The organism is Oleidesulfovibrio vietnamensis, assembly GCF_055388115.1.
In genome coordinates this window covers 1,984,055-1,997,211 of record NZ_AP042419.1, presented here as the reverse complement: position 1 = coordinate 1,997,211, position 13,157 = coordinate 1,984,055, and the positions used below count along the sequence as shown (strand labels likewise).

General features: G+C 53.0%; 14 protein-coding genes. 8 read left to right on the top strand and 6 right to left on the bottom strand.

Annotated elements, in window-relative coordinates; all coding sequences use genetic code 11:
• Positions 1–3: 3 nt before the first annotated feature.
• Positions 4–213 carry a hypothetical protein gene (locus ACZ5D1_RS09015; RefSeq protein ID WP_027181964.1) on the bottom strand — a complete coding sequence of 70 codons (210 nt, stop codon included), beginning with the start codon at positions 211–213 and terminating at the stop codon, positions 4–6.
• A gap of 164 nt (positions 214–377) precedes the next feature.
• Here ACZ5D1_RS09015 and ACZ5D1_RS09010 point away from each other — a divergent pair, with 164 nt between their 5' ends.
• Positions 378–1,580, top strand: a complete 1,203-nt coding sequence (locus ACZ5D1_RS09010) for a hypothetical protein (protein WP_464554663.1) — start codon at positions 378–380, stop codon at positions 1,578–1,580.
• A 100-nt stretch (positions 1,581–1,680) separates the two neighbouring features.
• Positions 1,681–2,280, top strand: coding sequence for a hypothetical protein (locus ACZ5D1_RS09005; RefSeq protein ID WP_464554662.1), 600 nt, complete (start codon positions 1,681–1,683; stop codon positions 2,278–2,280).
• 87 nt (positions 2,281–2,367) lie between these two features.
• Here the strand turns inward: ACZ5D1_RS09005 and ACZ5D1_RS09000 are convergent, their stop codons facing one another.
• Positions 2,368–2,970, bottom strand: a complete 603-nt coding sequence (locus ACZ5D1_RS09000; RefSeq protein ID WP_011367764.1) for a MarC family protein — start codon at positions 2,968–2,970, stop codon at positions 2,368–2,370.
• Between the two features lie 66 nt (positions 2,971–3,036).
• A complete protein-coding gene (locus ACZ5D1_RS08995; protein ID WP_011367765.1) occupies positions 3,037–3,789 on the bottom strand; it encodes an SDR family oxidoreductase in 753 nt (250 codons plus the stop codon).
• A gap of 225 nt (positions 3,790–4,014) precedes the next feature.
• Here ACZ5D1_RS08995 and ACZ5D1_RS08990 point away from each other — a divergent pair, with 225 nt between their 5' ends.
• The 6 genes from ACZ5D1_RS08990 (at position 4,015) to ACZ5D1_RS08965 (ending at position 10,200) form a co-directional block, all read left to right on the top strand.
• On the top strand, positions 4,015–4,767 hold the full coding sequence (locus ACZ5D1_RS08990) for a (Fe-S)-binding protein (protein ID WP_011367766.1): 753 nt from the start codon (positions 4,015–4,017) through the stop codon (positions 4,765–4,767).
• Positions 4,760–6,202 (top strand): LutB/LldF family L-lactate oxidation iron-sulfur protein, encoded by a 1,443-nt coding sequence (locus tag ACZ5D1_RS08985; protein ID WP_464554660.1) that lies wholly within the window; start codon positions 4,760–4,762, stop codon positions 6,200–6,202. The genes ACZ5D1_RS08990 and ACZ5D1_RS08985 overlap by 8 nt, the downstream gene beginning before the upstream one ends.
• Positions 6,195–6,851, top strand: a complete 657-nt coding sequence (locus ACZ5D1_RS08980; RefSeq protein WP_464554659.1) for a LutC/YkgG family protein — start codon at positions 6,195–6,197, stop codon at positions 6,849–6,851. Before ACZ5D1_RS08985 ends, ACZ5D1_RS08980 begins: the two co-directional genes overlap by 8 nt.
• Positions 6,852–7,211: 360 nt before the next feature.
• Positions 7,212–8,549 carry an alanine/glycine:cation symporter family protein gene (locus ACZ5D1_RS08975; RefSeq protein WP_011367769.1) on the top strand — a complete coding sequence of 446 codons (1,338 nt, stop codon included), beginning with the start codon at positions 7,212–7,214 and terminating at the stop codon, positions 8,547–8,549.
• 268 nt (positions 8,550–8,817) lie between these two features.
• Complete coding sequence (locus ACZ5D1_RS08970) at positions 8,818–9,645, top strand: hypothetical protein (RefSeq protein ID WP_464554656.1); 828 nt, start codon at positions 8,818–8,820, stop codon at positions 9,643–9,645.
• 213 nt (positions 9,646–9,858) lie between these two features.
• Positions 9,859–10,200: a PilZ domain-containing protein gene (locus ACZ5D1_RS08965; RefSeq protein ID WP_011367771.1), complete on the top strand. Its 342-nt coding sequence runs from the start codon at positions 9,859–9,861 to the stop codon at positions 10,198–10,200.
• A gap of 178 nt (positions 10,201–10,378) precedes the next feature.
• Here ACZ5D1_RS08965 and ACZ5D1_RS08960 read toward each other — a convergent pair whose 3' ends face one another.
• From ACZ5D1_RS08960 to istA, 3 genes are all read right to left on the bottom strand, one after another.
• Positions 10,379–10,813 carry a hypothetical protein gene (locus tag ACZ5D1_RS08960; protein ID WP_464554655.1) on the bottom strand — a complete coding sequence of 145 codons (435 nt, stop codon included), beginning with the start codon at positions 10,811–10,813 and terminating at the stop codon, positions 10,379–10,381.
• A 461-nt stretch (positions 10,814–11,274) separates the two neighbouring features.
• Positions 11,275–12,048: an IS21-like element helper ATPase IstB gene (istB, locus tag ACZ5D1_RS08955; protein ID WP_011368689.1), complete on the bottom strand. Its 774-nt coding sequence runs from the start codon at positions 12,046–12,048 to the stop codon at positions 11,275–11,277.
• Positions 12,048–13,076 carry an IS21 family transposase gene (istA, locus tag ACZ5D1_RS08950; RefSeq protein ID WP_011368690.1) on the bottom strand — a complete coding sequence of 343 codons (1,029 nt, stop codon included), beginning with the start codon at positions 13,074–13,076 and terminating at the stop codon, positions 12,048–12,050. Before istA ends, istB begins: the two co-directional genes overlap by 1 nt.
• Between the last annotated feature and the right edge of the window lie 81 nt (positions 13,077–13,157).

Below are 13,157 nucleotides of genomic sequence, written 5' to 3'. Positions count from 1 at the left end.
AAGCTATGATGAGGTGGAAAGCAGCCTGCCGGCCACTGATTCCGGCACCCTCTGCGCGACAGGACGCTCTGGCGCAGGTGATGTACCCAACCCCAGAGCATCCATCTCCAGATGTTTTTTACCCAGCGTACGCTGGATGGAACTGGAAACAGAAGCCGAAATACCGGAAAGATCCAGTATGGATTGCCATATCTGTGTCTGAGTGAGGCTCATTGTTTTACAGGAGGCTATTTATTTTTAATGCTAATATGCTGTTTTTACATGCACAAGGCGCAACGCACGACTTGACCGGCAGACGATAGCCCATTATCGTCCGGACAACAAGCACACCTTCGGGTGAGCAGGCACATACTTTCAAGCTTTAGCAGGAACCTTACATGAACACTGGACAGAATCTCAGGCGTTGCCGCTTTTTGTGCAGCGCATTTTTTGTATTACTGCTGTCATGCTGCATTGTTACAGTGCAGCATGCGGCAGCAAAAACTGATGACCAGACACCACGCACCAGTCAGGAGGTCAACAGCGCCCTTGATACGCTGCTTGCGGCAGTCACTGACAAAACGATCCCTCTGACAGCGGAAAACCTTGAACCGCTGCTTGAACTTGTAGTCGGAAAAAACGCAACGCCGGACTCGCTGCCCCAGCCTTCCAAGAATGAGGCGGGGAGCGGTATTTTTCTGAGAGATACCATCAATGTCCCGCTGACGACCTTTTTGGAATACTGCTACGATCCTGCCATTTCACCGGCAGCCCTGTTTCCTGCCAGCGTCCGTCTGGGCCACTGGAAGCCCGGCAGTGATATCTTTGCCGCTGCCCCGCTGTGGAAGCAGGCGGAAAATCTGAACGACATGCATATACTGCGCGGCACGGAGTACGAAGAAATCACCCCCGACCACTTCAGCGGGTGCTACTACGGATACGACCTGCACAGGCTGCTTATACTCATGCCGTGGAACGGAAAACGCGTGTTTATCAGTGTGTCGCGTCAGGCCGGACCTTCCGGCGTAGGGCTGAAAGGAGCCATTGTGGGCGACGACAGTGACTGGGAGTATGTTTACACAGGTGTCGAAGGCGGTACAGCTCGCGCCATAGGCTGGATGGATACCTACATGTACGACTCCGCCAGCGTGACTTTTTTCTTTGATGACGAGACAGCTTCGCGCACCCGCTACGCCATGTTCAAATGGCTGAAGGCCGGCTGGGCAGGGCTCAACGTTGTCAAAAAAAGCCATATCCTGTCGGGTACGGAACGTTTTCTGAAAGGCTTCAAGGCGGTAATAGAATCACCGCGTCTTCCGCCTGCCGGCGAGATCGCAACCTATGCCGAAAAGCTGAAAATGCAACCGGAAGAAGAACAGATTGCAAGCCTTGCCCGGTACAGCGCCAGACTTGAAGAGATTTCCGCCGAAGACAGCATTCTGAAACGTGATGACTTTCAGCAGGTACTCAGAAACGGCGGATACGGTGCATCGCTGACGGCAGAACAACGCGCAGGGGTTCTGGTAAAACAGTACATCAAGCACCAGATTGGCAAGTCGCCCCTTGCGGGGCTGGAACAACACACACAGCCTGAAGGGTGATCTCCTTACGCCGGGAAAGCTTTGCCAAGGCTGTCACGTCGGGCTATTGTTGCTGATATTCTGATCCACAAGCATTTCATACGAATTACTGGAGTCGCCCATGAGAAGAACCGCCCTGCTTATGCTCATACTTTTGCTTTCCGGATGTGCTGCGGGAGGCTCTGTCCCCGCAGAAGAAGCTGAGTTGTACCGTGAAAAAGCACTGGCAGCCTCTGTCCGTGTGTACGAAAACGTTACACCGGATCAGGCGCTGCAGGCAGCCGAAACTGTGCTTACGCTTGCCGACCCGCAGGACATGATCATTACCCGCAAAAAGCATGGCATTGCAGGAACACGTGAGTTTTTCCGGTATCTTGTAGTTACCGCCGCAGCCGGTACTGATTACTGGACTGTCAATGCCGTGCCCGCAGAAAACGGCACCCGCGTTCAGGTCATTGCCACCGGTAAAGAAGCGTATGTCCTCGGCCCGCAGACAGGAGCAGAACCCGTGGCCGACAACAGCATTCTGCAGGAAGACATGGTTCTCAGTCAGGCGCTGTACACGCTGTTCTTCGAACGTCTTGACTACCTGCTGGGCCGGTCTGCCACGTGGCCCGACTGCAAGACAGCAGCGAAAACAACCGCAGAACGCGGCCTGCTGGGCGATATTGATATGCTGTGCGGACGAGGTACGGCAGATAAGCTTCCCTCAGACCAGTAGCCCTCTTATCATCGGACAGACAACAAGGCCCGCCGGCAATCCGGCGGGCCTTTCTGTTTGCAGACTATGCCGGTTGACACCGAAGCTCTACATAAGAAAATTCCGTACCCCGGTAAAAATTATCTGGGCGGAAAGAGCAGAGAGGATCAGTCCGGTTATTTTGGTCATGATGGAAAGTCCGGTGCGCCCGAGAATGCGTTCAAGAGCCGGAGCCATAAAAAAAAGAATGCCCAGTGCCAGAATGGCCGTAACCAGCGCAAAACTGCCTATAAGACGCGTTGTGGTGCCGTGCATGGTTGCTCCCATCACCAGCAGGGTACCTATGGTCGCCGGACCGACCACTATGGGCATGGCAAGGGGCACAACGCTGATATCACCTTCTGCACTGGCTCCCACAGTCCCGCTGGGACCACGGATAAGATTGACCGCGGAAAGAAAAAGCAGGGCTCCGGCGCCGATTCTGAAAGCATCAAGCGTGATGCCGAACAGAGAAAAAATGATATCGCCGAAATGAAAAAGAACCATTGAAATGATTACTACGGAAACAATGCACCGCACGGCAATTTTCCGTTGCTGTTTCCTGTCCATGTGTTCCGTCATGGCCAGAAACATGGTCAGCCCGAAAAAAGGAGTGAGCAGAAAGAAAAACTTGATGGCAGTGGACACAAACAGGTTCACGGCATCCGGCATAAAGACTCCATAACGCAAAAAGCTGCGGTAACCCGCAGCTTTTGTGCCTAGTTAAGCTTTGAAAGGTTACTCTTTGTGAACGGAAAGAGCAGACCATGACTGACAGGTCGGCATAATTTCCAGCGCATTGATATTAACATGTGCAGGCAACGAAGCAACCCACCATATGCTTTCGGCAATGTCATGAGGCGTCAGAGGGGTTGTTCCTTCATAAACCTTGGCTGCCTTCTGCGCATCTCCGCCGAAACGGACCACGGAAAATTCGCTTTCTGCCAGCCCCGGCTCAATGTTGGTGACGCGGACTCCGGTACCGTGCAGGTCGCAGCGCAGGTTTCTGGAAAACTGCTGTACAAATGCTTTGGTAGCCCCGTACACATTGCCGCCGGGGTAAGGCCAGTTGCCGGCAATGGACCCCAGATTGATAACATGGCCGCTTTTACGGGCGACCATACCGGGCAGAACGGCTCTGGTGCAGTGCAGAATACCTTTGATATTGGTGTCTACCATGGTGTCCCAGTCTGCATCATCGCACCTGTGTGCAGGCTCAAGCCCCAGAGCCAGACCGGCATTGTTTACCAGCACATCGACTTCGCGGAAATCATCGGGCAGCTGTTCCACTGCCGAAAAAACAGCCTCACGGTCCCGCACATCAAAGCATGCGGTATGCACCCTGCGGCTTCCCAGTTCTTCAGCCAGCGCTGAAAGCCTGTCCTCTCTGCGGCCGGTCAAAACCACATTCCAACCTGCACCATGAAACTTTCTGGCGCAGGCCGTGCCGAATCCTGACGTCGCTCCGGTAATAAACGCTATCTTCCTCATGCGGCCTCCGTAAGTGCGCACTTGTCGTTTAACTGAGCTATCCTCAAGCGGATTTTCTTACTATGGGTTAGTATACGGGGCAACCCCTCCGGAAAAGAAGGATAAATTTTCATCAAGTCGACACGCTGCCGGGGCTGTGCTACACTGAACATTCTGTTACTCCTCTGTGACATGTTTGCCATGTCCCGGGGGCAATCTATAGTAATACAACGTAAAGAGAGCGCTATGAGTTTATACCCCGACAAGCTTGATACTGTGTATTATTTCGGCACCTGCCTTGTGGACATGGCCTATCCCGATGCAGGCATGGCGGGCATAAAGCTGCTTCAGCAGCAGGGGGTGCAGGTTATCTTTCCGCAGGAGCAGTCCTGTTGCGGACAGCCAGCCTACAATTCCGGTTTTCCCAGAGAAGCCATGGCGGTGGCCCTCAAGCAGGTACAGGCTTTTTCTGCCCGGGACTGTCCAGTCGTGGTTCCTTCCGGTTCCTGCGCCGGCATGATGAAAACCCACTATCCCGAACTTTTTGCCGGCCATCCTGATTACTATGATATCAAGGCTTTTTCTGACAGAATTTATGAGCTGGGAGACTTTCTGCTCAACGCATTGGGGGCCCGCTACAAAGACAAAGGGGAGCCTGTAAAAGTTACGTGGCATTCATCATGCCACGCCAGAACGGAAATGCGCGTCACAGAGCATGCAAAAGCGCTGTTGCGCCAGCTGGACAATGTGGAACTGGTGGAACTTGAACATGAGCATGAGTGCTGCGGATTCGGCGGAACCTTTTCCATAAAGCAACCCGAACTGTCCGGTGCCATGGTGCAGGATAAAATCAACGATATCGTGGCAACAGGAGCATCACGGGTTATAACCGGCGACTGCGGCTGTATGATGAACATTGCCGGTGCCATGGAAAAACAGGGGATCGGCGTCAGAGCACAGCACCTTGCAGAATTCATATGGGAGCGTATCCATGGCTAGCAAAAAAAAGTTTGATTTTGCCGCGCATATTCAGGAAGCGCTCAACGACAGTCAGCTCAGAAGCAACTTTAAGTTTGCCATGGGCACCATGATACAGAAACGCAAGGCCGTGTTTGCGGATCCGGAAGAAACCGCCGCACTGCGCAGGACAGGCAATGCAATCAAGCGGCGCTGTCTTTCACGGCTGCCTGCGCTGCTGGAAAAGCTGGAAAAAAAGTGTACTGAAAACGGCATAGTGGTGCATTGGGCCGAAACAACCGCGGAAGCCAATAATATTGTGCTGGAGATCATGAAACGGCATGACGCGACCCGCCTTGTCAAAGGCAAGTCCATGGTTTCCGAAGAGATGCACCTCAATCGCTTTCTGGAAGAAAGAAACATCGAAGCGCTGGAAACAGATCTGGGTGAATTCATCATCCAGCTCAACAATGAGCCGCCTTCGCACATCATTGTGCCCGCCATCCACAAAAACAGAAAACAGGTTGCCCAGATTTTCCACGAAAAGCTGAAAGACACGCCCTATGTCGAAGAAGTGGAAAAGCTGAATGCCATTGCCCGCAAGACGCTGCGGGAAAAGTTCCGGATGGGACAGGTGGGACTTTCCGGTGTCAACTTTGCCGTAGCGGAAACCGGCACACTGGTGCTGGTTGAAAACGAAGGCAACGGCCGCATGTGCACAACGGTGCCGCCTGTGCATATCGCCCTCATGGGGCTGGAAAAGGTGGTGGAAAAACTTGATGACGTGCCGCCGCTGCTGCGCCTGCTGACCGGCTCTGCAACAGGGCAGATAATCACCACGTATGTCAATATGATCACCTCGCCGCGCAAAAAAGGAGAAAAAGACGGTCCCACGGAAGTCCATCTTGTCATTCTGGATAACGGGCGTTCAAAAATGCTTGCAGACAGACAACTGAGACAGACGCTGCAATGCATTCGCTGCGGCACATGCCTGAACCACTGCCCCGTGTACACCCGCATCGGCGGACACGCGTACGGTTCTGTTTATCCCGGCCCCATAGGTAAAATTCTGACTCCGCAAATTGACGGGCTGGACCTGAAAGGCAGTCTGGCAACAGCCTCTAGCCTGTGCAATGCATGTCAGGAAGTCTGCCCCGTCATGATACCCATTCCCGCTATCATCCGGCGCATGCGCGACGAAAGTTACGGGAATTGTGCCGACAGCCACGCCGAAACAATAATCAAGGGACATGGATTCAAGAAAAACATCATTGAGTCCATTGTCTGGAAAGGATGGGCCGCCGTCTACCGGTTGCCGTACCTCAATCGTCTGACAACCCGCATGCTGGGGCGCTTCGGCCACAGGCTGCCCAAAGTCGGCCCCCTGAAGGCGTGGACAAGCGTACGCACCACCCCGAAATTCGCACCCAAAAGTCTGCATGACCTAGCAAAAGAGGAGGGCATACGCGATGAGTAGTCAGGCTCGTGAGCACATTCTGGAACGGCTGTACAAATCTGCCGGCAGCTTTGCGGCGCCCGCTCCGTCAACAGACTGGGAGCCGCCTGTATTCACTGAAAAAGAGAAGGAAGAACGCTTCGTCAGATTGCTTGAAACCATGAAGGCCGAGGTTGTTTCCGTCAAAAAGAAAGAACTCTTCACGACACTGCGGCGCCTGCTGGCCGAAAAAAACATCACCAGACTGGCATACGGTGCCGGCTCAAAGCTGGCAAAACAGCTGGAAGCATCATGGAAGCAGAGTAAAAGCACCACCGGACTCGTAGCGGTTTCCGGCAGTGCCGAGGCCTTCAGGGATGAACTGTTCTCTATAGAGGCGGGCATCACATCTTCTCTGGGCGGCATTGCGGATACCGGAGCCATCATACTCTGGCCGGACAAGCATGAGCCTCGTATGCTTTCGCTTGTGCCGCCGCTGCATATTGTGATTGTCGATAAAAATCAGCTTTTTTCATCCTTTTCCGAGGCCATGGCCGCACAGAACTGGGCAGGGCAGATGCCTACCAACGCGCTGCTGGTCTCCGGCCCTTCCAAAACAGCTGACATAGAGCTGATCCTTCAGTTCGGTGTCCACGGTCCCAAGGAACTGCTTGTTCTGCTGACCGACTGACCGTGTTCCCGCTTTCAAGAGCAGCCATACGACAGGCGGCATGACAACCGCCTGTCGTACGGCTGGTATCACGACGCAGGCTCCGGCCTCTTTGCCACACGCTTCCTATCATGCCTCCATTCCCGCATTTTTCATAAAAACGCCATTTTGCATAATTGACAAATCTGCAGCTGCAAATGGTGTTTTTTTCTGTTTTTCATAACGATACCTCAATCATAGCTTGCAAAAACGTCATCATTGGTGCATGACCCATAAAGTAACACGGCATTTTAGTTATCGCTTACTGCCGGTTACTGCACTGCGCCCTGTCGGGGGGTGCACTGCGGGCCTGTGTACTATGAAATGGAGGAGAACACCGGTATGCAAGATTTTCTCAATTTGCTCAGCGGGTATGTATGGGGCTGGCCCCTGATGCTGCTTCTGGTCGGCACAGGGGTGTGGCTGACCATACTGCTGAAAGGAGTGCAGTTTTCCAAACTGGCCTACGCGCTCCATCTGGCCTTCATCAAACGTAAAGAACACGGCGCAGAAGGGGACATATCCCACTTTCAGGCTCTGATGACGGCTCTCTCAGCCACGGTGGGTACGGGCAACATTGCAGGGGTTGCCACGGCTATTTTCATCGGTGGCCCCGGAGCTCTTTTCTGGATGTGGATGACAGGTCTTGTGGGCATGGCCACAAAGTACGGCGAAGCCGTGCTGGCTGTAAAATACCGCATTCAGGATGAAGACGGCACCATGAGCGGCGGCCCCATGTATTATATTTCCAACGGGCTGGGCTGGAAATGGCTGGGCTCGCTCTTTGCTTTTTTTGCCGCCGTCGCGGCTTTCGGTATCGGCAGCATGGTGCAGTCCAACTCCGTAGCCGACGCCATCAACCACAGCTTCAACATCGCCCCTGAAATCACGGGGATCACGCTCATGGTTTTCACCGCCTTCGTTATCATCGGCGGCATTAAAAGCATCGGGCGCGTCACTTCCATCCTCGTGCCTTTCATGATTGTACTGTACATGGCCGGGTCGCTGGTCATTCTGGTCATTCATGCAGACAAAATTCCCGGTGCTCTGTCACTGGTATTTGAATACGCATTTTCGCCTGTTGCAGCCAGCGGCGGCTTTGCCGGTGCCGCGGTCATGCTTGCCATCCGCATGGGTGTGGCGCGCGGGCTGTTCTCCAACGAATCAGGTCTGGGATCGGCCCCCATCGCAGCAGCCGCAGCGCAGACCAATTCGCCTGTCATGCAGGCCCTTGTATCCATGACGCAGACTTTTATCGATACCATCATCGTCTGCTCAATGACCGGCCTTGTCATACTGGTCACCGGTGCATGGACTTCGGGTGAAAACGGCGCCTCACTGACTTCCTATGCCTATTCGCTGGGATTGCCCGGAAGCATGGGCGGCCTCATCGTTACTGTGGGTATTATTCTTTTCGCATACTCCACCATTCTGGGCTGGAGCTATTACGGCGAAAAATCCATCGGATACCTGCTGGGCACCTGGGCCGTAAAGCCCTACCGCTGGCTTTTTGTGGCATCCGTGGGATTGGGTGCCGTGCTCAAGCTTGATGTGGTATGGACCGTATCGGACATCTTTAACGGGCTGATGGCGTTCCCCAACCTCATCGGTCTGATCATGCTTTCGCCGGTTATCGCTTCTGAAACGAAAAAGTTTTTCAACGGCGGCAAGCCGCGCTAAGCCACAACCACCCCCAAAATAAAAAAGAGCGCTTCCGGCGCTCTTTTTTATTTGTCTTTCCGGATATAAAGCACATACTGTCTTTTTTTCACGCTGGTCACACTCACATGGGGTATTATATCCTGTTTGATCTTGCTTTATGATTTGAGTTTTCAATCGTAGAAGAGTAGAGAGTCTCCACAGCGCCTCGCAGAAGCCGACCCGTCAACAGGTTGGTTACGCGGCAATAATTCCATACCGGGCTCCGGCCCGCGCCAAGGAGGAATGAATGCAAGAGAACGCAGCCGATAAGGGAGCTGAAAAAAAGCGTTCCATGGTCGGCGCCCTGTTAAGCGACAGGGAAAAAAAATCGCTGCTTGCCTACATTGCCATAGGAATCATTCTGGTGGAATTTGTGGTGACGGTAGTAGCCATACTTCATGGAATCACCAATATCCAGAAATTGCCTGACGGAACCGTCACGTATGAATTCCCTTGGAAAGCCTATATAATCGGTTTGTTCATTGCTCCCGTGGCCGTCATGTTTGTTACCCAGATGGTGGGGGTCTGTTTTTCCCGGCTTATCGGCGGTGAATCTTCTTCCGACGCAGTCAAGGAACATCTCCCCGAACGTCTCAGGCGCTGGCTGAGCATGGCGCAGGGCCTTCCCAGCCTTATCCTGCTGGGCGGCCTTATTCTGCTGGGGGGGCTGATATACAAACTGGACGTAATTATGGCGGCCTTAGTCAGTTTTGGCGCAGCAGCCATGAAGATTGCCGTCTGGGTGGGAGTTGCTGTATTTGTCGCGTGGCTGGCAAGCTACTTTGCCAAACTGTTTCTTATGTATAAGACACGAAAGCTGCAGGAAGAATACGCATTCAGACGTGAAGTGCTGGAACGCACAGGCATTGCCATCATTGACGGCAAGACAGCCCTGACAGCGGACGGCAAACTGATCAAGGCTTTGGAAAGCGGCAGCCAGGCAACGGAAATAACCCCAGTCACGGCTCTGGGGGCCTCCCGCAAAAGCCTGCCCCAAGGCTCTGCCGGTACAAAAGGGGAGCAGGGAAAAACATCCGATCCGATAGATGTCTATCCGGATTCAGAAAAGAATTAAGACAAACGCCTCTTCGGAGGCGTTTTTTTTATCTCAGCAATAACGTCGTTCAACAACGTTACATAAAGGTATACTGTTCAGACAGGCTTTAATTTTTTCTGAACATTATTTTTTTTGTCCGACGATTGATAAAGAACACCTGCATGCGTAATGTACTTACTATTAGCAGTATGCGGAAGTCACTCAACGCAAATTTTGCGCAGGAGGTGTATCATGGAAGAAAGAAGGCAATATCAACGGGTGTATCTTGATGAGTATGACTATGAATATCCATGTTATATCCAGTACGGAGATGCACAATATTCAGTCAAACTGCTGGACATAAGCCAGGGCGGTGCAAGATTCGGCATGGAGTACGGCCAGTTGCCTTCCTATGAATACAGCAGCGGAAGCATCATGCGCCTGATCGAAAACTCTCCGGAATACATGAAAAACATTCAGTACCACGTTGTCTGGCAACAGGGAAACGAAGTGGGAGTAAGCTTCGGCGAGCCACTCTCAACGGGATACACAGCGCTCCAGCAGGATTTTGCACCTCAATACTATTATCGCTGATTAACCGGCCGTTGCAGTACAACGTCTGTTGCAAAAGCTCATTGTCACCTCCCGCGAACACGACTTTTACCTGAAGTATCACCATGTTGCTTCCAGAAAGAAAAAACAAAGGGTTTCATGGCTGCAAACACACCATGAAACCCTGAGTATTTACTTTCTGCTCATTGAGCTTCGCTTTTCAACCTTCTATCAGCATCCGCTCTTCAACATGTCCTGCTTGCCATTGCTTGCCACACTCATCAACCAGCACAGCAGTGAATACTGACCGGCCAATTGAGGCGCTGTTACCATCTTTAAGATAGTTCTCAATGCCGAAGCGGGCGGAAACAGTTGCCGAAACCACCTCAGCAGGCGGCGCCAGTCTTGTAACGTTACGCTGAAGCGCCTGCTGGCACATGCCAGCTAAAATCCGGTTTCTCTCTATGTCAAACAAGCTGGGTTCAATACGCTGTGACCATATATCGATCGTCACAGACGGAGCCTGATATCTATAGGCCAGCCATGCATAATGTTCCGCCGAATAGGCGAACATATGGGCAATGCCGCTTGCAAAGCTCTTGATATATTTTCGACCGAGCTTGCTCTGCTCGAAGGCCGTTCCGTTGTTTGTCATCACCGACAACCTCAACCCATTGCGTTGTCAATCTGCATCAAAATGCAATAGTCAGCATCATGGTGAAACGCACAATCCATGTCAACATTATGATAACACACATTTTTGCTTAAAAAGCACGAGAATCCCGCGCAGCAATGCGGGCTAAAGATCAAAAATAAAAGGGTTTCATGGAGTTTTGAGACTTCATGAAACCCACCGAAATAGGGGTCTGGTGGAGGGAACGCCGACCTACCGCAAAACAGTCTCAAAGCCCACGCTCCTCGTAACTCCTTGATAATAAACGCTGAAAGCATCTCGCACAACCACTTCCCGCCAACCCGACCAGAGAAACGATTTTCTCCCCTGATTTCCCAGCACCGGACGAGGGTGACGGGTTTGCAGTAAAACCGGTGTCAACGGCAGTTGAAAACTGACCCACTTTTCGTTTCGGTCGGCAACTGAATTTTGACCCACCTGCCTCAGTTGTTTTTTCCGAACACGCCGGATTTGATTTTGTCTTTCAGCCGGTAGCTGTCTCCCTTGATCTGGATGACATGGGAGTGGTGCAGCAGCCGGTCGAGCATGGCTGAGGTCAGGGCCGTATTTCCGGAAAAGACGGTCTCCCATTCGCCGAAGCTTAAGTTGGAAGTCAGTATGATTGAACCTGACTCGTACCGCTTGGCCACCACCTGAAAGAAGAGGTTTGCCTGGTCGCCTGTCATCGGGAGATAGCCGACCTCATCCACAATGAGTAGGCTCGGCCCGCTGACGGAGCGTTTCATGGTCTGTGCGTAGCGGCCTTGCCGGATCGCGGTCTCCAACTGGAGAATGAGGTCTGCCGCCGTCGTGAAGCGAACCTTGAGACCGGCCTCAGCCGCACGCAGGCCAAGAGCAATTGCCAGATGCGTTTTGCCGACCCCGCTGGGGCCAAGCAGCAGAACGTTTTCCCTGCGCTTCAGGAAGGTCAGTCCGGCAAGCTCCTGGATCAGTCTCTTCGGAGCCCCTGCGGCAAAGGAAAAGTCATATCCCTCAATGGTCTTTGGTGCCGGGAATTTCGCCATACGCGTCATTACTTCACGGCTCCGCTCTTTGCGGAAGGCCTCTTCCGCCCGCAAGACCTCTTCGAGAAACTGTATGTAACTCTTCTCCTGCCTGACGGCCGCTTCCGCAAGCTGGTCATAGCAGTTCGGCACAGCGCATAGCTTGAGCTTTTCACAGACCGAAACCATTCGTTCGTGCTGGAGGCTATCCACTACGCACCTCCCTGAAGGAAGCGGTCATAAAACGCTGGGGAACGCTGAAGCATCTCGACAGGCCATGTTCCCAATTTGCCGGTGCCATCCAGAAGGCAGGCAGAGTCCTGCCGAATTGTTTTCGGCAACGGCAGAAGCGACTCTCGCTCCTCGAGGAACCGCCTGTCAGGGCGCTGCCCGGTTGTCTTGTGCTTTCTGCAGTTTGCCACCTCCCGGAGCCACTTGCCGACTTCAAGGTTGGCAGTCAGCGCGTCCAGCTTCAGACCGGAGTTGGCGAGCTTTGTCACCAGGGGCACATAAAAGCTGTTTCGCAGATAGTGGTTGAAACGCTCGACTTTGCCTTTTGTCCGAGCCCTGTACGGCCTGCAAAGCCGGGGCGTGAAGCCGTAGTCCGTCGCCAACTGCCGGAATGCGGAGTGAAAGCGATGTTTTCCGGAGCCATAGGCATCCCGCTCAACAACTACCGTTTTCATGTTGTCGTACAGCACTTCCTGGGGAATACCCTGAAAAAAGGCAAACGCATTCTCATGGCACTTGCGAAGGCTGGCAAAGGTCTCGTCCGTGACGAACTCCACATACGTAAGGCGGCTGAAGCCCAAAGTAGCCACAAAGGCAGAAAGCGGTTCCTTCCCTCTCCGAAATACGCACCAGTCAACCTGCATCTGTATGCCGGGGGCCGTCTCGAACCGATTGTCCGGCTCGGGAGCCGGAACAGGATACAGACCGCTGACATAATATCGGACAAGACGCTCGGATCCCGCATATCCCTGCTCGACAATCTCACGAAAGATAACCGTCGCAGGCAGCCTGTGTGGAGAAGCCTGCCGCACCCGTTCGTCGATGTAATCCTTGAAAGGATCGAGCTTTCCGGGCTGTTTCGTCTGACGCTCGTAAATCGGCTCGCTTGAATCGCGCAGGTATTTACGAACCGTATTGCGTGAAATTTCAAGTTCTCTGGCGATCCACCTGATCGACTTTCCCTGCCGCCGCAAAATTCGAATTTCCATGACTCCTTCCTTGGTAAGCATCGCGCCTCCTGACGGAGGGCATCAGTTCTTCCAAGGCGGGTCAATTTTCAGTTGCCGAGGTGGGTCATTTTTACATTGCCG